14 protein-coding genes and 2 pseudogenes are annotated in these 23,218 nt (G+C 71.3%); 5 read left to right on the top strand and 11 right to left on the bottom strand.

Annotated elements, in window-relative coordinates; all coding sequences use genetic code 11:
* Positions 1-87 precede the first annotated feature (87 nt).
* From ALLO2_RS18275 to ALLO2_RS18260, 4 genes are all read right to left on the bottom strand, one after another.
* The gene (locus tag ALLO2_RS18275; protein ID WP_035733714.1) at positions 88-1,338 is read right to left on the bottom strand and encodes a tetratricopeptide repeat domain protein; all 1,251 of its coding nucleotides are present in this window, start codon (positions 1,336-1,338) and stop codon (positions 88-90) included.
* Positions 1,339-1,400: 62 nt separating this feature from the next.
* Positions 1,401-1,967 (bottom strand): hydrogenase maturation protease, encoded by a 567-nt coding sequence (locus ALLO2_RS18270; RefSeq protein ID WP_011435525.1) that lies wholly within the window; start codon positions 1,965-1,967, stop codon positions 1,401-1,403.
* Positions 1,968-1,980: 13 nt separating this feature from the next.
* Complete coding sequence (locus ALLO2_RS18265; protein ID WP_011435526.1) at positions 1,981-3,588, bottom strand: nickel-dependent hydrogenase large subunit; 1,608 nt, start codon at positions 3,586-3,588, stop codon at positions 1,981-1,983.
* Positions 3,589-3,663: 75 nt separating this feature from the next.
* A complete protein-coding gene (locus ALLO2_RS18260; protein WP_035733747.1) occupies positions 3,664-4,635 on the bottom strand; it encodes a hydrogenase in 972 nt (323 codons plus the stop codon).
* A 427-nt stretch (positions 4,636-5,062) separates the two neighbouring features.
* On the opposite strand from ALLO2_RS18260, the gene ALLO2_RS18255 reads away from it, so the two are divergent.
* Entirely contained in the window at positions 5,063-5,557 is a 495-nt protein-coding gene (locus tag ALLO2_RS18255) for a hydrogenase maturation nickel metallochaperone HypA (RefSeq protein WP_023841586.1), read from the top strand.
* A 6-nt stretch (positions 5,558-5,563) separates the two neighbouring features.
* Positions 5,564-6,457 carry a hydrogenase nickel incorporation protein HypB gene (hypB, locus tag ALLO2_RS18250; protein ID WP_011435529.1) on the top strand — a complete coding sequence of 298 codons (894 nt, stop codon included), beginning with the start codon at positions 5,564-5,566 and terminating at the stop codon, positions 6,455-6,457.
* Positions 6,458-6,734: 277 nt separating this feature from the next.
* On the opposite strand, the gene ALLO2_RS18245 is transcribed toward hypB, so the two are convergent.
* The 6 genes from ALLO2_RS18245 to ALLO2_RS18220 all read right to left on the bottom strand — a co-directional run bounded on the left by ALLO2_RS18245 (position 6,735) and on the right by ALLO2_RS18220 (position 18,295).
* The gene (locus tag ALLO2_RS18245) at positions 6,735-6,956 is read right to left on the bottom strand and encodes a hypothetical protein (protein ID WP_035733742.1); all 222 of its coding nucleotides are present in this window, start codon (positions 6,954-6,956) and stop codon (positions 6,735-6,737) included.
* Positions 6,957-7,149: 193 nt separating this feature from the next.
* The gene (locus tag ALLO2_RS18240) at positions 7,150-8,454 is read right to left on the bottom strand and encodes a TIGR02679 family protein (protein ID WP_051875381.1); all 1,305 of its coding nucleotides are present in this window, start codon (positions 8,452-8,454) and stop codon (positions 7,150-7,152) included.
* A complete protein-coding gene (locus ALLO2_RS18235; protein ID WP_157493460.1) occupies positions 8,451-12,782 on the bottom strand; it encodes a TIGR02680 family protein in 4,332 nt (1,443 codons plus the stop codon). The genes ALLO2_RS18240 and ALLO2_RS18235 overlap by 4 nt, the downstream gene beginning before the upstream one ends.
* Positions 12,779-14,047 (bottom strand): TIGR02678 family protein, encoded by a 1,269-nt coding sequence (locus ALLO2_RS18230; protein WP_011435533.1) that lies wholly within the window; start codon positions 14,045-14,047, stop codon positions 12,779-12,781. Before ALLO2_RS18230 ends, ALLO2_RS18235 begins: the two co-directional genes overlap by 4 nt.
* Positions 14,044-15,891, bottom strand: a complete 1,848-nt coding sequence (locus ALLO2_RS18225) for a TIGR02677 family protein (RefSeq protein WP_232235187.1) — start codon at positions 15,889-15,891, stop codon at positions 14,044-14,046. Before ALLO2_RS18225 ends, ALLO2_RS18230 begins: the two co-directional genes overlap by 4 nt.
* 967 nt (positions 15,892-16,858) lie before the next feature.
* Positions 16,859-18,295, bottom strand: coding sequence for an FAD-binding oxidoreductase (locus ALLO2_RS18220; protein ID WP_023841582.1), 1,437 nt, complete (start codon positions 18,293-18,295; stop codon positions 16,859-16,861).
* A gap of 376 nt (positions 18,296-18,671) precedes the next feature.
* Between ALLO2_RS18220 and ALLO2_RS18215 the strand changes: the two are divergent.
* A pseudogene (locus ALLO2_RS18215) lies at positions 18,672-20,974 on the top strand (DEAD/DEAH box helicase); the annotation flags it as partial.
* Between the two features lie 753 nt (positions 20,975-21,727).
* Here ALLO2_RS18215 and ALLO2_RS27440 read toward each other — a convergent pair.
* Entirely contained in the window at positions 21,728-22,003 is a 276-nt protein-coding gene (locus ALLO2_RS27440; protein WP_175455954.1) for a hypothetical protein, read from the bottom strand.
* Here ALLO2_RS27440 and ALLO2_RS24860 point away from each other — a divergent pair.
* Together ALLO2_RS24860 and ALLO2_RS18200 are read left to right on the top strand one after the other, a co-directional pair.
* A pseudogene (locus tag ALLO2_RS24860) lies at positions 21,936-22,235 on the top strand (zinc ribbon domain-containing protein); the annotation flags it as partial. The gene ALLO2_RS27440 and the pseudogene ALLO2_RS24860 overlap by 68 nt on opposite strands.
* Positions 22,236-22,256: 21 nt before the next feature.
* A partial coding sequence (locus tag ALLO2_RS18200; RefSeq protein WP_035733704.1) for an IS701 family transposase occupies positions 22,257-23,218 on the top strand: 962 nt, incomplete at its 3' end.

The following is a 23,218-nucleotide window of genomic DNA, read 5'->3' as shown; positions in this document are numbered from 1 at the left end:
GGCCGCCCCGTCCCGCCTGGCCGTCCTGCCCCACCCATCTGGTCGGAGTGCTCGGAGTGGCGTCACCGAGTGTTCCGCTGCCGGGCGTCACGTCGGCTTCGCGGTGAGTCGGCGGGCGATCTCGTCGAGCACCCCGCGCACGGCCAGGACGGCGTCGGGGTCCCCGACCTCCTCGAAGATCGCCCGTGCCTCGTGCAGCACCGCCTGCGCCGGGTCGAAGAGGCCGAGGTGGGCNAGGGCGTTGCCCTGGTTCGCCCGAGCCCGGGCGTAGCCGAGGGGGTCGGCGTCGCGGTCGCGGGCGGCNATGACCTCCTGGTAGCGCGCGACCGCCTCCCGCAGGTTGTCCTCCCGGTGTGCGGACGGCGCGTAGACCAAGGCGTTGGCCAGGTTGAGCTGGGTGCTGGCCCACCGCTCGGGATGAGTCTCGCGGGTGTAGACGGACAGAGCGGTCCGCAGGCCCTGCACAGCCACGCCGACCCGCAGCTGGTCGGACGCCTGCGCCATCGGCATGGTCAGATACGCCGTGGCGAGGTTGACCTGTGCCGCCGCGAACAGCTCCGGGGCGGTGTCGATGCGGACCAGGCGCAGCGCCGAGAGGTAGTGCTCCACCGCGACCTTCAGGCCCGCCGGATCGTCCCCGGCCAGCTCCTGGTAGGCCGAACCGAGGCTCAGGTGCAACTCGGCCCGGCCGACCGTGAGGTCGGTGGCGGCCAGCGCGGCGAGCGCCGCCGTCAGCTCTGCGATGACGGCCGGGCTCGGTCCCTCGACTCCGCGACGCAGGTCCGCCGCGGTGGACCTGAGCTGGGCGGCGAGACCGGGGGAGGGTTCCCGCGCCGCGGCGATGGCCCGCTCCAGCAGCCCCGCTGCCTCGCCCGTCCGGCCGGCGGCCATGGCGTGGGCGGCGTGTGCGGACCACACCATCGCCGCGATCTCGTCGGTCTCCCCGCCGGGCGGCGGAGGTTCGTCCAGCTCGCCCAGGGCGAACCGGACTACGTCCACCAGGATCCCCAGCTCGTCGCCGAGCGCCCGGCGCAGTGCCACCGGGTCTTCGGGGTCCGCGCCCGCTGGTCGCAGCACGAAGCGGTTGTAGCGGTCGACCGGGTCGTCGCCGCGCAGCTGCCCGAGGGCCGCGACGACCTCCCCGCGGTAGGCGAGCTCCAGCGCGGCCAGCTCCGCCGGCCAGGCCACCGGCACCTTCCCGGCCGCCAGTGTCCGGCGCAGGTCGGCCGTGGCCTCGCCGCCCGGCACGAGCAGGAAGCCGGCCGGCAGCGGAAAGACCCCGACGGGCTGCGGGCGCGCGCAGGTCACGCCCGTGCTGATGACGTCGTCCTCACCCATGCGCGTCCTCACCCATGCGTCTGGTCATCTGGACCTGTGCGTCCGGTCATCCATGCGTCCGGTCATCCGTCCGTTCCGCCGGTCCCGGGGGCGAGACCAGAGATGATCATGTCCCGGACCTGTTCCATCGCCCGGCGCACCGCGGGACTGAGATCGGCGCCGGGCTCCACGCCGCCCGCCTCGATGAGGTAGACGACGACGTCGTCCGGGTAGCCGTCGCCGAGCAGCCAGCGCCCGAACGCCAGCGCCTGGTCCCAGCGGAAGGCGTGCGGGTGCGGCGCGTCCAGGGGCAGGTTCTCCAGCTGTGCGCCCGGGACCTCGAACACGGTCCCGGGCTCGGCCCCGGTGCGGCTGGCGTCGACGACCACGACCCGGCGTGCGCCGCGCATCGCGAACGCCGTGTCCATCCCGGCGGTCCCCCCGTCGACCAGGCGCACCCCGGCCGGGACGCCCGTCTCGGCGAGCCGGCGGACCAGGATCGGCCCGACCCCGTCGTCACCGCGCAGCAGGTTGCCGCAGCCGATCACGGCCACCTCGCACCCTGGTGGTTCGAAACCGGGCGGATCGACCTGCACCCGCGGCCCGACCGGGGGCCGCGAGGCGGCACCCGCCTCGCGATCCCCGGTCATAGGTCGGTCCCGGTCATAGGTTGTCGTTGATGACGAACCTGCTGAGCTCCCGGCCGGTCCTGCCGTCGTAGGCGTGGACCGTGCAGACCAGGCACGAGTCGAAGCTGCGGGCCACGTGGCCGAGCTCGATCGGGTTCTCCGGATCCACGATGGGCGTGCCGACGAGGGCCTGCTCGATGGGACCGGGCGCCTCGGAGCCGTCGCGGGGGCCGATGTTCCAGGCGGTCGGGGTGACCACCTGGTAGTTCGCGATCTTGCCGTCCTCGATGACGATCCAGTCCGAGAGCGAGCCGCGGGCCGCCTCCGTGGAACCGAAGCCGCGCCCTTCGGTGTACTCCACCGGCTTGAGGTGAAACGGCTCGCGTAGGTCCAGCTGGTCGAGCCAGGCCCGCGTCCACTGGTAGTACCTGGCGGCCTCGTGCATCCGGGCCAGCAGGCGGACCATCACCGACGGGCCGATGGCCGCCAGGATGTCCCCGAACAACGGGTCGTCGTCCTGGTGGGCACCCGCGCCGGGAGCCGCGGCTGCGACGCGGCGGGCGAGTGGCCCGGCCTCCAACGGCAGGTATCCGTGGTTCGGCACCTCGTACCGGGGTGACTTCGCCCAGCTGTACTTGCCCTGCTCCCGGCCGCGCGCCGGATCGATGGGCCGGGTCTCGCCGTCGAACGGGTGGCGCGCCTCGGTTCCCTCGTAGAACGAGTGGGTGACGTCCTCCCGCACCCGGGCCTGGTCGAACTCGAAGTACCCGCCGCCCGCGTACACCCCGGACCGGCCGATGAGTGCCGCGTTGCGGCCGGAGATGGTCGGCCGGGTGTAGAGGTCGGGGGCGAAGTACGTCCCGGTCGCCAGGTAGTTGCCGACTCCCTGGCCGTAGCGATCCAGGCCGATGTCTAGGCAGTACCGGAGGAAGAAGCCGCAGTCGCTGTCGTGCTGGGCGGGGTTCTCGTCCACCCAGGCGAGCACGTCCTGCCAGGTACGGTTGGCCAGCCAGCGCTCCACCGAGCAGCCGAGCCACTGCTTCTCCAGCCAGTTGACCTTCCAGTGCTCCAGGATGGCGATGGAGCGGGTCACGTCCGACAGCGTCGGCGCGCACATCACCCCGCCGGGCACCATGAAGCTGGAGTGCGGCCACTGCCCGCCGAAGATGGCGTAGACCTCCACCGGCTTGGCCGACAGCACCACCGCCGGGCCGTAGCTGCTGCCGGTGTAGGGCGCGAACCGCCGTACCGCCTCCTCATACAGCGGCGAGGAGGCGTATTTCCGGTTCGTGAGGTCGATGGCGAACAGCGCGTAGAAGCAGCGCGGGATGCTCTGCAACGTCTCGCACGCCTGCGCGATGTTGCGGACCAGCGTCGCGTTGGGCGGCATCTCGGTGCGCCACGCGACGTCCAGCGCGTACGCCGACTTGTACAGGTGGCTGCCCCCGCAGATCCCGCAGATCCGCGGGGTCACGATCAGGCCCGCCTGCGGGTCCTTGCCGCGCAGGATGATCTCAAAACCCCGGAACATCGCCGCCTCGGTCCACGCCGAGGTGACCACCCCGTCGTCGATCGTGACCCGGACGTCGAGGTCGCCCTCGACGCGCCCCAACGGGCTGACGTTGAGATCGACGGTGGCCATTGGAATCCTCTCTTCTCCCCGTCCGTTCCTCGCGGTCTCCGGTCGGAGCACGCGCGGCTACCGGCTACCGGCCGGCTAGACGACGAACATGTCCTCCTTCGACCACTGCGGGGCGACTATCCGGGCAGCTGCCGCGTGTGCCAGGTAGCCGAGGTGGCCGCTGCCCGCCGGCACCTCCCGCGGAATGAGCCCGCCGACCTTCCGGGTCCTGAAGATCGTGCCGGGGGCGAGGTCGAAGAATGGGAACTCCGGCTCCGTGCACCCGATGCACGGCATGCCGGCGCGGGTCTTCGACGACTGGCGGTTCCACAGGATCCGGTTGCACGGGGNGNGGGTCATCGGGCCGCGGCAGCCGAACTCGTAGAACAGGCAGCCCTTGCGGGTCCCGTCCCCGAAAGCCAGGGTCGACTGCTTGTATTCGAAGTACTCCGCCCTGGTGCAGCCGGTCTGGGTGAATGTCGTGAAGAACGTCCGTGGCCGGTGCAGCTCGTCGAGCGCGATGTCGGCGGCCCGGCCGGTGGCCAGCGCCACGATGATCTGCGTGATCCAGTCCGGGTGGGCCGGGCAGCCCGGAATGTTGACGACGGGCAGCCCGGAGCGCGATCGGAAGTCCGGGCCGAGGAAACCGCCGCGTTCACGCTTGTGGAACTGCAGCCCGGTGGAGTCCGTCGGGTTCGGCGCCGTCGCGGGGATCCCGCCCCAGCACGCGCAGTCCCCGATCGCCACCACCACCTGGGCCCGGGCGGCCAGCTCGCGCACCCAGTCCTGCATGGGCCGCTCGGCGAAGACGTCGAAGCCGCCGGTTCCGTTCGGGCCGCGGATCACCGAACCCTCGAAGACGAAGATGTCGACCGGCCGCTCACCCCGCGCGCAGTCGGTGAACAGCTCCCGGGCCTGGGCGCCGTTCTCCAGCCCCAACGACGGGTGCCAGAGCAGTTCCAGCCCGAAGTCGGTGATTAGGTCGACGACGTTGGGCTCGTCGGCGTTCAGGAAGGACATCGTGTTGCCGCTGCACGCCCCGCCCTGGAACCACAGCACGGATGACATCAGTACTCCCTTCGTCGGACGGGCCGTGGTCGGCACCGCGGTCCGCCGCACCGCCCACCTCCACGAGCGGACCGAGCCCTCCGTCGAGGTGATCAGAAGCCGCTGGGCCGGGTGATCGTCGGGTGGCCCGTCGCCTCACGGAGACTTCCGGCAGAGCAGACGCTATGTCCCCCAGCGCCGGACGCCTATCGACAGTGCGCGGAGGCTGCCACCAACGCGCAGTCACCAACGCGCAGTGCGGTTTGGTGAAGCGCACACGACCGGGCGAGAGTGGGGCATGCACCGGCCATCCCAGCCCGCCCTCATCGACGCCCGTGGGGCGAGCGCCGAGGTACGGCCCGGCGAAGTGGTGAGCCGGTGCGATGCCGGCTCGGGCGGGTCACCGGATCAGGCGGGTCGCCGGAGGGNGCCGGGGGAGGACCGGGCGATGCACGAGCTGTCCGTCTGCCGATCGATCGCGGACGTCGTCACCCGGCACGCGGCCGGTCGGCCGGTCACCCGGGTGCACGTCCGGGTGGGTCAGCTGCGCCAGATCGTGCCGGAAACCCTCGCCTACTGCTGGGAGCTGATGAACGCTGGGCCCCCGGAGAACGCTGGGCCCCCGGAGAACGCTGGGCCCCCGGAGAACGGCGCCGATCCCCCCGGCGGGCAGGTGCTGGCCGGGTCCGTGCTGGCCGGGTCCGTGCTGGCCGGGTCCGTGCTGGAGGTCGAGAGCGTGCCGGTCAGTGTGTGCTGCCGGGTGTGCGGGACCCGCGGCGAGTTGGCGGACCGGGCGCTGCGCTGCGGCACCTGCGGCGCGGCCGGCGTCACCATCGTCACCGGCGAGGAGTTCCTCGTCACCTCGTTCGAGGTGGCTTCCGACCCAGTAGTTCCCGACCCGGCGGCTCCCGGCTCGGCAGCTCCCGACACCGTGGAGGCGTGACACGCCGTGGGTCGCTTCCATCCCCACCCGGAAGGGGCGCATCCCCACCCGGAAGGGGCGCCGCACGAGTACTCGGGTCCGCACCCACCGGCCGGGGTGTCCGTCGGGGACCATGCCGGCTATGGCACCGGGCCCGAACGGGTCGAGGTCCTCGAGCGGATCCTCGGGGAGAACGAGCGGGTCGCGCTGGCGAACCGGGCCGCCTTCGACGCCGCCGGCGTCACGGTGGTGAACCTGATGTCCGCTCCCGGCGCCGGTAAGACCACCCTGCTGGTCGGGACGCTGCGCCGTCTCGGCCCGCAGCTGCGGGTCGGGATCATCGAGGGCGACATCGAGACCAGCATCGACGCCGACCGCCTCGACGGGCTCGGCGCGGCGATCGCCCTGATCAACACCGGTAACGGGTTCGGCGGGGAGTGCCACCTGGACGCGCCCATGGTCGCCTCGGCGCTGGGCCAGCTGCCCCTGCGCGACCTCGATCTCGTCGTTATCGAGAACGTCGGCAACCTGGTGTGCCCCGCCGAGTTCGAGGTCGGGGAGGACCTGCGCGCGATGGTGTTTGCCGTCACCGAGGGCGAGGAGAAGCCCCTCAAGTACCCGGTCATGTTCCGCTCGGCCGACCTGGTGCTCGTCAACAAGACGGACCTGCTTCCCCACCTCGACTTCGACCTTGACGCGTTCCGGAAGAACCTCGCCGACGTCAACCCGGACGTGGCTGTGCTGGAGGTCAGCGCCCGTACCGGCCAGGGGGTCGACGCCTGGTGCGCGTGGCTGCGCGCCCTACCCGGACAGCGCCCGGAGCCTACGATCGGCGGGGCCGCGCTCGATGACGACGGGGATCCAGCGCGGGCGGGCGCTCGACGGCGGGCGCCTGGAAGGCGACGGTCTCGACGTCCGTGACCGCGACATCGATGATCTCGACATCAGACAGCCCGAAGTCGGGTGCCTGGAAGAGGCGGATCGTCAGAGGCGGGGGCTCCTGCCGCGGCAGAGAGCGCGGCGGCTCCGACGCGGAGAAGAGGGGGATCGAGGCGGTGGCGATGAGATGTCTCGCTTTCGGGGTGGGGCTGCCGAGTGGAACGAGGGGTAGGACGTCAGGGCGGTGACAGGCTTCTCCGCGGGACCTTCCGCCGCCTACGTGGCGTCTTCGGGTTCCGCGAATCGAAGCCTCACGGCGTCAGAGACGGGACATCTTGCTGAACGGGCTCAGAATGCGTTCCTGCTGGGAACCGAAATCGACGAGGACGGCGACTTCTGCTTCGACCCCGGTTACCTGGCCGAGACCGTACATGTCGTGGGTGACCCGGTCTCCTACGGCGAACCGCTTGCACGGCGGGGTGACCGGGGCCTTGAAGGGGCTGGTGGACAGACGGGGCCTGGGTAGCGCTGACTTGGTCATCGCCTCCAGTATGCGCCTGCCGCACCGGGCGCCGCTGGTCGTCGTTGACGAAGACCAGACGATCACCGCTGCTCTCACCGGCCATGGCGCCCGGACGAGCGAGGTTGCCGACCTGCTGCCCGCGCGTGTCGCCGGGACTCTACCGGCCGCACCCTTGAGCGCCTGGCCTTTATCTACCGAGTGTTATCGAGTGTTACCAGGCGTGTGGGGCGCCGAGGTCGTTGATCAGCTCGGCGAGGACGAGTTCCTCGTCCACTCTGATCGCATGGTGCTCCAGCGCGGGGCGCAGGTCGGGGTCCCAGGCCGCGTCGACCGGCCGGCCAACCAGCTCGCCGCCGGTCACCGTGGTCAGCGCCGCCTGATAGGACCGGGCGTCGAAACGCCATGGCCGCCAGCCGATCCGTTCCCGCAGGCCGTTGGCGATGCGGATGCCGCCCCAGTCGAAGTCGCCATGGTAGGCAAACCGCGCGCCCTGGCCGGCGAGCGCCGCGAGCAGGCTGATGACGGCGGCCGACGGCTGGCCGTTCACGCACACCAGCGGCGGGGTGCGGCCCGCCAGCTCGTCGGCGGCGCTGGCCAGCACGATCGGATTCTCGCACAGGTACACCACTCCGAGGCCCACCCCGAGGTCGCCGCGGTCCTGGCCCGGGCCGACCTGGCGCAGAGTGAGCACGCAGGGCTCCCCCGCCTCGCGACAGATGGCCAGGATCCGGCCGGTCGGGCTGTCCGCCCCGCCCGGCAGACCCAGGCAGAGCACCGTGGACGACAGTTCGTCACGGTGCACCCCGACAGCGGCCCACGCGGCGCGACGGCCCGCGGCCGAGCCGTCACCCGCCGGGTGGGATCCGCCCAGTACCCGGGCCGCCGCCAGGGCCAGCGTCGCCAGCGGCCGGCCGTCGTCGAGCGCGTGCGCGTCACCGGTGCTGGTGGCGGCCAGCCGGCCCAGCGCCACGCCGGGTGAGGGCAACGCGTCGAGCACCCGGAGCAGGTCGGCGGCCAGCGGCCCCGCCGCGTCCGGGGTGCCAGCCAGCCGGCGCAGCAGGCCGGTGCTGTCCAGCCAGGACCGCCAGGGGGTGAGTTCGGGGCGCCGGGCGAGGAGGTCGTCCAGGGGCTGGTGCGCCTGCGCCCAGGCTCGTGACTGCGCCGCGGCCAGCTNCGCCCGCTCCGTGACATCCCCGGTGAGCTGGCGGACGGCGGCGGCGAGTCCGTCCGGCGCGGCGCCGCTGGACCGCAGCACCGCGTCGACCTCGTCCAACGACACGGACAGCGAGGCGCCGGTGCCGGCCCGGCGGCCCAGCAGCCGCTCGACCCCCCGCCGCTGGTCCGCGCTGGCCCGGCCGAGGGTGACCGTCCCGGTGAGCGGCCGGCCCAGCTCGATCCTGCGCCGCACCCGGTCGAGCAGCCACGCCGTGTGCTCACCGCCCAGCAGACGACGCAGCCGTTCCACATCGCGGGCGGCTTCCGTACCGCGGGAGGCCCCGGTCGACGACGCGCTCACTCGAACGGCAGGGGCTCGGTGTTGCCGCTCTGCGCCGGACGGAGCGGCTGGGGCTGGTCGGGTTGGTCGGGCTGGTCGAGTAGCTGGGGCTGGTCGGGTTGGTCGGGCCGCTCGGGCTGGTAGGGCACCGGCCGGTCGACGCGGGTGCGCTCGTGCCCGTCCCACCGCCACGGCGTGACGAGCACGGCATCGATGCCGTCCCGGCGGGACAGCTGCGCGATCGCCAGGCCGGGAACCTGCGGGTAGCAGCCCCACTCGCGCTCGCTGGTCATCACCACATCGAGGTCGAACGCGGCGAGCAGACCCAGGCACTTGGCCCGCGAGTCGTCGTCCACTCCGGCGAACGCCTCGTCCAGGGCGACCAGGCGGGGTGCGTGCCGGTTGCCGGAGGAGTCGTAGAACGACGAGGCAGCTGCGAACAGCGGCACCGACGCCGCGAGCACCCGCTCACCACCGGACGCCGGACCGCTCGCCGGCCGCCACTGACCGTCCTGGAACCGCTGCACAGCGAACTCGTGCCAGTCGCGGTAGTCCAGGGCACGGGTCAACTGCTCGGCCCATCCGCCGGTGGTGTCCGCGCTGTGCTCCCGGTTGATCTCCTCCTGGAGGAACGCGCCGACGGCGGTCCGCTCGGCGGGGCTCCAGGCGTCGGCCGTCTGCCGCAGCAACCGGTCGCGCACCGCGCCGAGCCCCTCGGGGGCGCTGCGCGCGACCCGCCACTGCAACCGCAGCCGCATGCCGGTCGACGTGGGCCGCTGCGCGAGGTCCGTGTTGATCCGGCGAACCTGGCCCTCGGCGTCGCTGATCAGTTCCTGCAGGGCGCCGGCCACCTCGTTCACAAGGTGGTTCTCCAGGATCTCGCGTTCCTTCGCGGACAGCAGCATCGCCCGCTGCCCGGTCTCCGTCTCCAACGCGGCGACCAGGGCCGGGATGTCCTGCTTGCGGCCCTGGAACAGGACGTCGACCACGATCACGCCGTCGGAGACGACCATCCCGACCGAGTGGCCGTGCCGGGACAGCGCGTCGGTGAGAACCTTGTGCTCGGCCGACACCCGCTGCTGCGCCAGCTCCCACCGGCGGTCGGTGTCGTCGACGTCGTCGAGGGCGGCGTTGACCGCCCGGGCGAGCGTGATCGCGGGGTACGGTGCCCAGCCGGCAGCCGGGTCCGGGATCTCCAGGTCCGGGACGGCGACCGCGAGCAGGCCGGTGGCCGCGAACGCCCGGAGCCTCGCGACAGCCGCCTCGCGTTCGGCCGCGGCGGTGGTGATCGCCTCCCGCAACGTCTCACGCCGGCCGTGAGCCCGGCCCCGGGCGTCGAGCGCATCCCGTTCGGCGGCCCGGGCCTGCTTCTCCCGCTGCCCGCACCGGTCGAGTTCGGTGTCGACGGCGGCCAGTTTGCGGAACAGTTCGTCGACGGCGGCGCCGGCCGTCTCGACCAGGACCCGGTGACGTTCGGCGGCCGCGTCGGCCTGCGTCTGCGCCTCGGCGACCGCCTCGGCGGTCTGTTCCTGGCGTTCCAGCGCGAGGGTGAGTTCGTGTTCCGCCTCGGTCGCCGCGCGGCGGGACCGGTCCAGCGATTCCGCCGCCGGCCACAGCGCGGCCAGCTCCGCCCGGTAGTCACCCAGGGCGTCCCGGACGTCGGCCAGCGCGGCCGGCTCCGCGGGCAGGCGCACGTCGCCGGCGAACTCCTCGGCCGCCGCCCGCGCCTCACCCGCGGCCTGCTGCCGGCGGGCCGCGACAGCGGCCGCCTCCTGGTGCTGGGCGTCGATCCGCCGCTTGGCCTTGTGCTCCGTGGCCAGCTGCGCGTGCGCCTCGCGCAGGTCGCCGTCGGAGGGCCGGGCCCCGTGCTCGGCGGCCAGCGAGAGCTGCCGGTCGGCCAGCTCCGCGGCGGCCGCGGCCAGCTCTTCGAGCCGTAGCTCGATCCGGGTCGCATCGGCGCGCAGGTGGTCGAGCCGGACCCGCCTGGCCGCCTCGCGGGCACCCTCACCGATGTAGCCGGCGGTTTCCTTGCGCCAACCGCCGGTCAGGACCCCGTTACCGAACCGGCCGTCCACGGTGACCCAGGTCTCGGTGCCCGAGGTCCTGTTGGCCGTCGTCCCGTTGGCCGTCGTCCCGTTGGCCGCCGGCCCGTGGACCAAGGAGCCGCCGGCCGGGCCGGGCCCGCCGCGCAGGCCGATCGTCGCGAGGACGGCGGCGACCGCGGTGTCGCTCAGCCGGGCCGCGCGTGCGTCGTCGCGGTCGATCGCCGGCGTGAGCACCGCGGCCAGCCCACCCCCCGGCGCCGGCCGCCCGGGCGTGACCAGAACGTCGTCGCTGACGGGGTCGTGCAGCCGCCCGTCCGGGCCGACCCAGGCGTCGAGGATCCCGGCGGCCTCCAGCGCCGCCTCGATTCCGGCCCGGTGCTCGTCGGGCACGCCGTCGACGAAGTCGACGACCTTCCACAGCGGGGCGCCGTCCCGGCCGTCCCGCCCGTGCTCGTCGCGGGTGTGCGGGGCCGGCGGCGAGTCGTGGCCACCGGCCGCCAGCCGCTCGATCTCCTCGGCGAGCCGTTCGAGTTCCCGCCGGGCGGCCGTCTGCTCGCCGTCGAGGACGGCCTGCCGGCGCCCGAGGTCGGCGGTGGCCAGCCGCGCCGCCCCGTCCACCGCGGTGGCGACCGGGTTGGACCCGTCGAGTGTGTCCACCCAGCCGGCCAGGGCCGCCAGCGCGGCGTCCGGGTCGGCCGGCCGCAGGTACGCGCAGCCGGCCAGGTAGGCCGTGCAGGCCACGACGAGGCCCGCCCCGCGCTGGGCGGTCAGGTCCTCGGCCGCCGCGATCCGCTCGGCGGCGGCCTGCTGCTCGGCAGTGATCCGGTCCAGGTCGTCCCGGGCCGCGCGCAGCGCCACGCCGGCGTCGGCCGCCGCGCGCAGCAACCCGTCGAGACGGTTCACGGCGGTGCCCTGCTGCCCGACCAGGGCCTCGGCGGATCGCCGGGCGTCGCGGTACGGCGGTTCCCCGCCGTCCAGCTCGGTGAGTACCGCGGCGTGCCGGCCGGTGACCAGGGCGGCCTCGGCCGCCAGCCCGGCGGCCCGGACCGCGGCGTCGAAGCCCGCCGCGTCGGCCTGGACCGTGCGTTCCGCACCCGTGAGCCGGCGCTTCCGGTCGCCGGCAGCCTCGGCCGCGGCCCGGCTGTCCCGCTCCCGCTGGGCGGCGAACCGGGCGAGCCGCCCGGCATCCTCCTCGGCGCCCCGCAGCGCCGCCGCGTCGCGCATCTCCGGGCTGTCCCGCAGCGCGTCCCGCCGGGCGGTCAGTGTGGCCTTCGCCTCCTCCACCTCGGTGAGCGCCTGCTGCGCGGCCGTCAGGGCCTCGACCGCCGCCTGATGCGCGGCGTCGGCCTCGGCGAGATCCCGCCCGTGCTGCTCGTAGCGGCTGTGCGCCTGCCGCGGCGGCGCGGCGTACCGCTTCGCGGCCACTCGGGCGTACCGGCGGTAATGGGTCAGGAATGCCTGCGCAGCCGTTTCCGCCTCGGCGAGGGCGCGCAGCGTCTCCCGTTCCTCGTCCAGACCCCGGAACGCCTCGGCCACGATGACCACGAGCGCGGGGTCCAGCGGCGGCAACGCCTCGGTGAGCGCCCGGGAGAGCAGCTTCTCGTCGGGCTTCTTGGACAGTTGCGGCTGGCGTAGCTGGATCAGGAGGTTGACCAGGGCCTCGTNCCGGTGCCCGCCGAGACCGAACAGCGCTTCGTCCACGGCACGGCGGTAGTCCGACGCGGTGTCGTACACCGCGCCGTGGCCGTCGACGGCTTCTTTCAGTTTGTCCCTGGTCAGTGGCACCCGGGTCGGGCTGACCAGGGACAGCTGCGGACCGATCCGCTGGCGGGTCACGAAGAACCAGTGCCGGACGATGCCGCGCCCGCTGACCGCCTTCAGGCCGGCCCCGATCGTGCGGTACTCGGGGATGCCGTCACCGCCCAGCCGGCCGAACTCCAGCCAGGTGTAGCCGAGCCGCTCGGGATGCGGATGCCGGCCGCCCAGCAGCAGGTTCCATTCCATCCGCTTGTTGCGGTCACCGTCCGGTTCGACCCGGTGCGCGGCCAGCTCGCCGTCCAGCAGGAACGGCAGCGTCAGCGCCAGGACCTTCGACTTGCCGGTACCGTTGTTGCCCCGCAGCAGCAGCCGCCCGTCGTGGAAGTGGAACTCTTCCACGTCGTAGTAGAAGAGGTCGACCAGGCCGGCGCGCAGCGGCTGCCAGCGGTCCTCCCGGGCCGGTACGGGAATCGAGGCCGACGCCGGTGCCGGTGCGGGAATCGAGGCCGGTGCCGGTGTCGCGGGCATGCGGGTCGAGGTGCTCATCGGCGGCTCGTCTTCTTCCTTCTGGCCGGACCGCTTCTGACCGGGCCGGCGCCGCCCGCCCGGCCGTCGTGGATCGTCGGCGCCTCGACGGCGTAGCGCGCGATCGCGGGCCGGGCGAGCACTGCCGGCGGCTCGCCGGCCCGGCCCGGCACGTCCGTGACCAGCCGCAGCGCGCGCAGCTTGTCCAGCGCCATGGCGAGCAGCTCGGCGTCGGCACCCGGTTCGGTGACGCCCCGCCGCCAGTAGGTGGAATGCTCGGCCGCCATCTTCCGAACGTATCCACGCAGCCGGCCGACCGGCACCGGCTCCGCGGGATCCGGCCGGGTGGCGAGATACTCGGCGACTAGCAGGGTCACGTGGCCGTCGGTGCGCTGTTCCGGCATCCGTACGTCGGTGAGCTCGTCGTCGGGGTCGACCATCGCGATTCCCTCCGCGCGCATCTCGGCGATCAGACCGGTGGCGTCCTCGATCCGTCTGGTGATCGCCCGGCGCTGGCTGATCAGGTAGGCGCGCTCGTCCTCGGCGAGCTCGTCGTAATAGACGACGGGATCATCGAGCAGCCGGCGGGTCAACCGGCGGCGAAGCGACCGGTTGCGCAGGTCGTCGGTGTCGGGGACGGGCTCGTGGGTCAGCTCGGCGAGCCGCGCCCCGATGTCGTCGGCGTCGATGGTCGACGGGCCGCGGGTACCGGTCAGCAGCGACGCGAGCACCCTGCGGCGTACGTCGTACAACGCGTCGCCGCTGTCGCGCAGATAGGCGTCCTCCTCGCCGGCGACCCGATCCAGCACGCCGAGCGTGAGCAGCAGCCGGACCACCGCCACGAGGTCGGAACGTTCGTCCCGGCGGCTGAGGGTGAAGGTGACCCCGGTGCGGGCCAGTTCCGGGTCGCTCGCCGCGACCAGCACCCCTTCGGCCAACCGGCCGAGGGTGATCTGGGTGTCCGCCCCCTCCAGCACTGACAGCGCGAGGCACAGCAGGACGTAGCGGCGCCGCCCGAACGGCGCTCGGCCCTTCCCCTCCCGCGCCGGGTGCGTGTCGTCCTGGATGGTCGCCGCCGTCTTGAACAGCCGCGCCGATTCGGCGTCGACGACCAGCCGCCAGCCGGTTTCGGCGGCGAGCCACTCGCGCAGCTCGGACGCGTGCCGGCGGACCAGCCGCAGGACCTCGTCGTCCGCGCCGGCGGTGCGTAGCGGCCCGGCCAGCAGCGCGCGCAGGGCCCTGCGCCGCGCGGCCCGGTTCTCCTCGGCGACCGAGTCCGCCGTCATCCGGACACCCGTCCGGTCTCCAGCAGCTCGAGCCGGTCCGGCCCACCGGCGAGTACGACCGGAGCGAGGCCGTCCATCCGGCCATTCAGATCGTTTTGCCGGTTTCGGTCATTCCTGTCGTTCGAGTCGCTCCAGTCGTTCAGGTCGTTCAGGTCGTTCCAGGCCGCCGGACGCGATGCCGCACCGGCCAGGTCGACGATCTCGACGGTGTGTTCCGGGCCGTCCAGGACGCCATCCTCGGTCTCGATCCGCGCCACCCCCCCGCCGGGGACGAGGGTGAGGCGGATCAGGACCGTGCCGTCGCTGGACGTGGTCTCCACCTCGGTATCGCCCGCCAGCCTGGCGGCGAGCGCGTCCCCGAGCAGGCCGAGGAACAGCCGGAACGCCTGCCGGTCCAGGACGCCGAGCTGGGACAGCAGCACTGGCCCGTCGGTGGCGAGCCGGGCCCGAGCGGACGCGGCCTGCTCCGCCTCCCGCGCGGCCTGCTCGGCGAGCAGCCGCCGCTGCCGCGCGCGGTCCGTGACCCGGTTCGGCGTTCCGCGCCGCTCGTAGGAACCGGTCCGGCGTAGCTGCGGGCTGATCCGCATCGGCGGCGCATCCTGCCACGGCGTGTTCGGTGTCGGCTCGTCCTCCTGCCAGGCGGCGACGGTCTCCTGGCTGACGGTGAGATGCCGGGCCGAGGCCAGGCCGAATGCGGCCCGCCACAGCCGGTGGGCCGCCGCGTCGTCAGGAGCCTCGGCAAACCAGCGAGCGAGCGTGCGGAAGTCCGCCGACCGGTCCGAACGGCCGGTACGGCGCTCGTTGAGTGCGGCGACGGTATCGATGAGCTGGGTGATCGCGGTGATAGCCGCGCCCCGCAACAACCGTGCCTGGGAGGGACGGCGTGAATCCGCCGACACGAACCAGTCGTGCAGGCCGCGCCAGCGGTTGCGCCAGCCGTCCAGGGCCGCGGCGACCGCGGCGTCGTAGGCGGTCCGAATCCGCTCAGCGTCGGTTCGCCCGGCTCCGGTCCGGCCGGAATCGGATGCCCCGGAGCCGGATGCCCCGGAGCCGGATGCCCCGGAGCCGGATACCTCGGGCACGTCGGGCACGGCGTCGGTCGCCTCCCGACGGGCCGCGAGTAGCAGCAGGCGTTCGACGCCGGCCCCCTCGACCTGACCCAGCAGGGTGGCGATCTCCGCGCCCCGGTTCGCCAGCTCGGCGATGAACCGGTTGATGTAGTCGATGAGCCGTTGCTTGTAGGCGAGGAACGCGTCCACGTCACCGTCCGAGAAGTCGATCACTCGGCGGAGGGACGTCATGAACGCCTGAGCGTTGTCGGCCAGTCCGGTGAACCGCTCCGCCAGCCCCAGCAGCAGCAGGTGTACCTTCGCCGGGTCGAGATCGGCGGCGTCGCCGGCCGTCATCTCCACCAGGGCGCGCAGCTGGGCGGCGATGTCCTCCAGCGCCACCGACTGCAGGGCGCCCCGGCGGCCGATCGCCACCTCGTAGACGGCGATCGCCTCCTCGGCCGCCTGCCCGGCCGGGGTCAGCTGGTACAGGTAGCGCGCCCGGTGGAAGTCCGCCACCGTGGTCACCCGGCCGGTGTCCGGGTCGGCCCGCAGGTTGCCCCACTCAACGAGCTTGTCCAGCGCGGCGACGATCGACTCGGTCTGCCCCGGCCGCCCCAGATCCGCGATCACGTCCTCGGGGCGCATGTGGACGATGAACCGGTCCCGCGCCCGCGCGAACGTCGTCAGCACCTCCCGGTAGACGTCCGCGTTGGGGGCGCTCAGGTGCGCGAACGGCTGCCGGGGCGGCGCATCACCGCCGGCTGCCGGCCCGGTCTGTCCGTCGCTCGTCACACCGCCCAGTATCGCCCACCATGCTACCGCGTGAACGGCGGGTGACCGGCTACCAGTGACACTGCTGGGGAAGACGGGAGTCTGCGGGGNCGTCGGTGGCTGAAGCGACGGCCGAGTCTGGCAGGCCTGGACCAGCACCTCGATGCCTCACCTACTCCGCGAACTGATCGACATGCTCGCCGCCGGACACCGGCTCTGCTTCTACCTACCCAGTAGGTCACAAACCATGAACTATCGATCACAGCAAATCGCCGTCGATTACGTTGGAGATTGCTGCGATTCACGTCATTGGTGAAAGGATTAGAGCCCGATGGCGGGGGTATCTCTGGCTCGCAATCCAGTGGGGAACTTCCCCGAGGAGATGGCGGTGCGACACTAGAGGGGGCGGAAATGGCGCTCAGGAAAAGCCCGAAGTATTTTCTGATGGTTGTGATCGTTGCGCTCGGGACAATTTTGTCTGCGGCTCCTTCGATGGCTTCTCCGCCGAGAAGCGCGCCTGGCGCGGTCCATCGCAGTGATGTACATTGTTATTGGCGCCATATGAGCGGTCACTGGGTCTGGAGGCATGGACACCGGACCTGGATTCCCCCGCGCACGGTCAGGGTCTGTCGCTGAGATTCCAATAAAACAGGCATCGATCGCAGGAATCCCTGCGGTCGGTGAGGAGATCTTTTAGAGACAAGTGTTCCGTCCTTGTGCGCTCGCGCGGGGACGGAACGCCAAGCCTCGGATGCCCGTTACAACGTCCGCCTCGCCCACGACCGAGGATGAAGAACTGTGCGCCGTGTGGGCCACGGCGCGCCAGCGAGCCTGGCCGGTCGTCTCGGTGGACGAGCGGGAGAGCCTACAGGAGACCCTGGAGATTCTCGCGGACAGTGATGCGGTGGCGTCGATCCGTCAGATGCGTGAGGAGATCGCCCGAAAGGTGGGGACGATCATCAGCCCCAGCCCCAGCCCCAGCGCCGGCTCAGCTTTCGGCGGGGGGGATGTTGGGGTTGAGCCGGAAGCGGTTCTCCGGGTCATAGGTGCGCTTCACTCGCCGCAGCCGCTCGACGTTGCGCCCCCAGGCCCGTGCCCGGTCGGCGTCGTCGAGATCCGCGTCGCCGCCGAAGTTGAGGTAAGTGCCCGATGCGGCCCGAAGCCTGACGGCCTCGCCGTAGGCATTGCGCACCCAGCGGATGTTTGCGTCGTCTTCGGCGGGGTCCAGCCAGTTTCCGTCGATGCTCAGCAGGTACCGAGCGCTGCGGTCACCGAACGCGGTTTCGGTTGTCCCTACACGTGACATGGCCCCTCCCAGGAGAGGCAGGTGCACCATCGTCGTCGGGTGCGGGCGGTCGTGGCTGATGCGCGCCACGAACGTGGTCGCGTCCTCATCGAGTCTGTCCAGGTAGACGGACTTCCAGTAACTCTGGAGCCCACCCTTGGGGAAGAAGGGATCGAGGGAGGATTGCGCTGTCCGGTACGACCGGGCCTGGCTCATATCGGCAAGCGGCGCGCCAAACCCGGAAAGCGCCCGGCACGCTCGCTGACCCTCGTCCGGGGTGCCGGCATACAGGGCGGCCGTGATGAGCACGTCGCGGTTGTGCACGGCGGGCGGGAGCGTCGGTGCATCCGGCAGCGACCACAGGAGGGCACGGCTGGTGACCTCGTCAGGGACGGTGGACGTCCAGTCCTGCCAGCGGGAAAGCACCTCGGTAACGGCATCGACCGGGTGAACGATCATGCTATTCCAGACCATCGGGCCCAACGGACAGGCCTCGAACTCGAAGGACACCACCACACCGAAGTTGCCGCTCCCGCCACGCAACGCCCAGAACAGGTCCTCATGTTCGGTCCCGTCGCACCGTATGATCTTGCCGCTGGCTGTCACGACCTCGGCGGCGCGCAGCGCATCACAGGCCAGACCGTACTTGCGGTGGAGCCAGCCGATTCCGCCACCGAGTGTCAGACCCGCGACGCCCGTGGTCGACACGACCCCGCCAGGTACCGCGAGCCCGTACAGCTGCGTCTCACGGTCGACGTCGCCCCAGGTCGCACCACCCGCCACCCGCACACGTCGCTGATCCGGGTCGACCCAGACACCCCGCATCATCGACAGATCGATCATCAAACTGTCGTCGGCCGTGCAGGTCCCGGCGATGCTGTGGCCGCCGCCGCGGACAGCGACGAGCAGGTCCCGCTTGTAGGCGAGGCTGACGGCGTCGACGACGTCGGCGGTGCCGGTGCATCGGATGATCAGACCGGGTCTGCGGTCGAGCATGGCGTTCTGGACGACCCGGATGTCGTCATACCCCAGGTCGTCCGACGTCAGAACCTGCCCGCGGAAGATCGCGCGAATCTCCTCGACCGTCTCGTCCGAGAGCGTCTGCCGTTCGCCATCCAGCGTGAGTATCTGTGCCGACATCGAGCGATCTCCCCTCCGCGCCTGCCGATGTCTCCGGTGGGCATCGGTCTGCGTTACTCGCTTCTTACAGGGTGACGCCACGGCTGGATCGTCGCTAGCGTGTTCGTCCCGCAGGACGGCAGCCAGTTCGGCGAGTGCGGCCAAGATTGCCACTCCGAACCCGGCCCACCGCCATCCCGTCTCTGCGCCGGACAGCGGCGTGCCTGCGGAATTAGGAAGCTGGCAGGTCCGTCGCTGGCGCCTGGCGTGGCTGCCGGGGGTGCGGGCGCAGCCCGCCCCGGTCCGCCAGCGTGTCGGTGGCCGGGATCCGGGTCCGCGAATCGGACTGTCGGACCGCTCCAGTAGCGTTGGTCGGCTGTCTATCGGGAGGTCAGTCGTGCTGCTGGAAGGACTCAAGCCAGGGCTGCGCGTCGACGGGCTCATCCCCGCCGAGGTCGTCACGGTCATTGCCGCGCAATGGCACGGTTCCGACGCGCTCGAACTGACCTACAAGACCGCCGCCGGCGGCCTCGGCCAGCAGGTCGTGTTCCGCAAGGACCAGGACAAGCTCAGCGTCGCCCAGACCGGCAGCCGCGCCTTCGATGCCAACGCCAGCGACTTCAAACTCGTGGCCGAGGCGCAGCGCATCTCGCTGGCCGGGCTCTTCGACNCGATGCTCGCCGTCGCCACCAGCGACGTGCAGCCCCTCCCGCACCAGATCCGCGCGGTGTACGGCGAGCTGCTCCCGCGTACCCCGCTGCGCTTCCTGCTCGCCGACGACCCCGGCGCCGGCAAGACGATTATGGCTGGCCTCTACCTCAAGGAGCTGCTGCTGCGCGACGACGTGAAGCAGTGCCTCATCGTCGCGCCCGGCGGGCTCGTGGAGCAGTGGCAGGACGAGCTCTTCTTCAAGTTCGGCCTCCGTTTCGATCTGCTGACCAACCAGCTCATGGACTCCCAGGTCAACCTCAACGTCTTCGAGACCAACCCGCTCCTCATCGCACGAATGGATCAGCTCTCCCGCAACGAGCAGCTCCGGGCCCAGCTCAGGGAGACCGAGTGGGACCTGATCGTCGTCGACGAGGCCCACCGCATGGGCGCCCACTACTTCGGCGGCAAGCTGGAGAAGACCAAGCGCTTCCAGCTCGGGGAGCTCCTCGGCGAGATCACCCGCCACCTGCTGCTGATGACCGCGACCCCGCACTCGGGCAAGGAGGAGGACTTCCAGCTCTTCCTCACCCTGCTCGACAGGGACCGGTTCGAGGGCCGGCAGAAGAAGACCACGGACACCAGCGGGATCATGCGCCGCCTGGTCAAGGAGGAGCTGCTTACCTTCGAGGGCAAGAACCTCTTCCCCGAACGTGTCGCCGAGACCGTTCCCTACGAGCTGACCGCGTTGGAGTACGCCCTCTACGCGGACGTCACCCACTACGTCCGCGAGGGGATGAACCGGGCCGACCGGCTCGGCGGCAAGCGCAAGAACACCGTCGGCTTCGCGCTCACCGTTCTCCAGCGGCGACTCGCCTCCAGCCCGGAGGCGATCTACAAGAGCCTCGTCCGCCGTTCCGAGCGCCTGGAGGGCAAACGGCAGGAGATCCTCAACGGCACCTACCGCGAGTCCGAGCCGACCGTCGACCTGGGCGAGATCGACGAGGACGGGTACAACGCCGAGGAGATCGAGGAGCTGGAGGAGGACCTGCTCGACGCCGCCACCGCAGCGCAGACCGTCGAGGAACTCAACGCCGAGCTGATCGAGCTGGCCGAGCTGGTGAAGACCGCCAAGATCGTCCGCGACGCCGGCGCCGACCGCAAGTGGACCGAGCTGTCGAACATCCTCCAGGACGAGGTGCTGACCGCCGACGCCAACGGCTGGCCGCGCAAGCTCATCATCTTCACCGAGCACCGCGACACCCTCGACTACCTCCGGGCCAGGATCGNCTCGCTGCTCGGCAAGCCCGACGCGGTCAGGGCGATCCAGGCGGCGTCCGCCGCGGCGAGCGTCGCCAGATCACCGAGGAATTCACCAAGAACCGCGACGTCCAGATCCTCCTGGCGACCGACGCGGCCGGGGAGGGCCTCAACCTCCAGGCTGCCCATCTGATGGTCAACTACGACCTGCCGTGGAATCCCAACCGCATCGAGCAGCGCTTCGGCCGCATCCACCGCATCGGCCAGGACAAGGTCTGCCGACTGTGGAACCTCGTGGCCTCCAACACGCGGGAGGGTGAAGTCTTCACCCGTTTACTGGCCAAGCTCGANCAGATGCGCCAGGATTACGGCGGCAAGGTCTTCGACGTCCTCGGTGAAGCCTTCACCGAGACCCCGCTGCGCGCCCTCCTGCTCGACGCCATCCAGTACGGCGAGCGCCCCGACGTGAAGGCGAAGATGCACGAGGTCATCGGCGCCAGCGTCGGCGATGGCCTCAAGGACCTGCTCGACGAGCGGGCGCTCGCCTCAGAGCACCTCGCCGAGGCCGACCTCCAGCGGCTCCGCGCAGCGATGGATGAGGCCCGGGCCAAGAGGCTCCAGCCGCACTACGTCGAGCTGGCGTTCAAGGCGGCCTTCACCCGTCTCGGTGGCCGGATCGCCAGGCGTGAGCGGGGGCGCTACGAGATCGCGAACGTGCCCCAGCACCTCCGCTCGGCCGGCAGGGGACCGATCGCGACGAAGTACGACCGCGCCACCTTCGACCTTGCCCACTGCGATCATGGCTGCAAGGTGGTTCGTTGGTTGATCGAGTTCCGGCCTGTGCTTCGGATGTCTTGCTTCCCGTCGGTAATGCTACGAAACGCGCGCGAATACCCACGCACTGTCGGTACCGTACCGGCGCGACACCTAGATCCGAGGAGCGGCAGAGCCAGACGAGGAGGGCCGTCGTGGCGATGAAGGTCAAGGTGGGCAACTATGCCCATCTGTGGGACGGTGCTGAGCCCCTCGTGCCGGGGGACCTTGTACTCCTGCCCGAGAACTGGCTCAGTCCCAAGATCCATGGTCCTGGACCCTTCGAAGGCACCGTGACCGCTGTCGGAAGTNACTATGACGGTCCGATCTCGCGGATCATCGCCAAGATCGGGCACGATCCGGAGTGGAAGCCACCTGCGTCGTACATCCCACCCGCACCGCGTGTGTCCCTCATCCACGAGGGTCGGTATCGAGTGGCCCTGGCCGAGTACGAACGGCAGCGTGACGAGTGGCGCCAGCGCGCAGGCGGGTCCTCCTCTGATCCGGTGACCGTCGAGCGGGCCAGGCTCGTCGCGTGCCCAAAGTGTGGTGCTCCTGAGTCAAGCCCGTGCACAGATGCCACGAAGCCCCGAAAAGCGAACCATCAGGAGCGGGTCCGTCGCTTCCGCGAGTGGATGGAGGAGACCCATCCTCGATTTCCATGGCACGGAGCGCCGTAGCTGCCAGTCTCGGCCTGATGAATTTTGCATGATGTGCGAATTCCGAGAATAGTCATGCGGACTCGATGCGGCGGATCCAATTTTTGCCGTCAGCGGCTACTCCTTCGAGAATATGGATCGTGTGTTGGAGGCCGCCGGCGTCCTGGGGGCGGCTGGCCACCGATGCCGCAGTTTCGTCCTCCGTTAATTCATCGGGTGCGGATTCCGTCGTTTTCATCTGGATTTTTTGGCCGTTCATCAGGGCGAGCTGGAACTTCTGTGTCGCGGACCGCTGGTATCCAAGCTCGAAGACCTGTTCCGACTGCGGCTGGCGAAACCCAGGCCTCACCCTGTCGGACCGTATCTTCGCCTGCCAGTCCTGCGGGCTGGTAGGCGACCGCGACCTGAACGCCGCGGTCAACCTGTCCAACCTCGTCGCCGCCAGTACGTCGGAGACAGTAAACGCCCGTGGAGCCGACCGTAAGACCCCGTCCGCGGGGCGGGCGGCTGGGAAACGGGAACCCGGTACGGCTCCGGCCGGTCAGACCGGGAGTGCCTCACCGCAAGGTGAGGCGGCATGAGCGCCGCTATCGGGCGCTCTTATGCAACGGCTGCTGACCGACGGCAAGCGCAAGAGCATGGTCCCGATGGCCGCCCGCCTCGGNGTGGACCCTCAGNAGCTGCAGCAGTTCGTCACCAGCTCGACCTGGGACTACCGCCAGGTCCGGCGGCGGCTGACGGGCTGGGCGGCCGGGTTCTGCGACCCGGTCGCGCTGGTCGTGGACGACACCGGCTTTCCCGAAGGACGGGCCGCCTCCCCCGGGGTGGCCCGGATGTACTCCGGCACCCTGGGCAAGGTCGGGAACTGTCAGATCGGGGTGTCCGTGCACGCGGTCACCGACTGGGCGTCGGCCGCGGTGGCCTGGCGGCTGTTCCTCCCGACCTGCTGGGACGACACCACCCTGACCGACCCGACCGAGGTCGCCGCCGCCCGGGCCCGGGAACGGGCCGCGATCCCCGACAAGGCGCGGCACCGGGAGAAATGGCGGCTCGNCCTGGACATGATCGACGAACTGGCCGGCTGGGGCATGCCTGTGCGGCCGGTCGTGGCGGACGCCGGCTACGGCGACGCCGCTGCCTTCCGCCAGGGGCTGACCGACCGGAACATCCCCTACGTGCTGGCGGTGAAGCCGACCGCGACCGCCTACCCGGCCGACGCGGTGCCGGTCNCCGCCCCCTNCCCGGNAAACAGCCGGCGGCCCACACCCGCCTACCCCGACCCGCCCCGCGATCTGAAATCCCTGGTCATGGCCGCCGGCCGCCGCNCNGGCCGGTCTGTGACCTGGCGTCACGGCACCCACCGGACCCCGGCCAACCCGACCGCGGGGATGCGGTCCCGCTTCCTCGCGCTCCGGGTCCGCCCCGCGGGCCGGAACATCANCCGTAACCCCGACCGGAGCCTGCCCGTCTGCTGGCTGCTCGCCGAATGGCCAGTCGGCCAGCCCGAACCCACCGATTACTGGCTGTCCACCCTGCCCACCGGCATCCCCCTGCGCGATCTTGT

Source organism: Frankia sp. Allo2, from assembly GCF_000733325.1.
GTDB classification, from domain to species: domain Bacteria; phylum Actinomycetota; class Actinomycetes; order Frankiales; family Frankiaceae; genus Frankia; species Frankia casuarinae.
The sequence above is the reverse complement of the archived record's forward strand: the minus strand, read 5'-3'. Positions and strand labels throughout refer to the sequence as shown.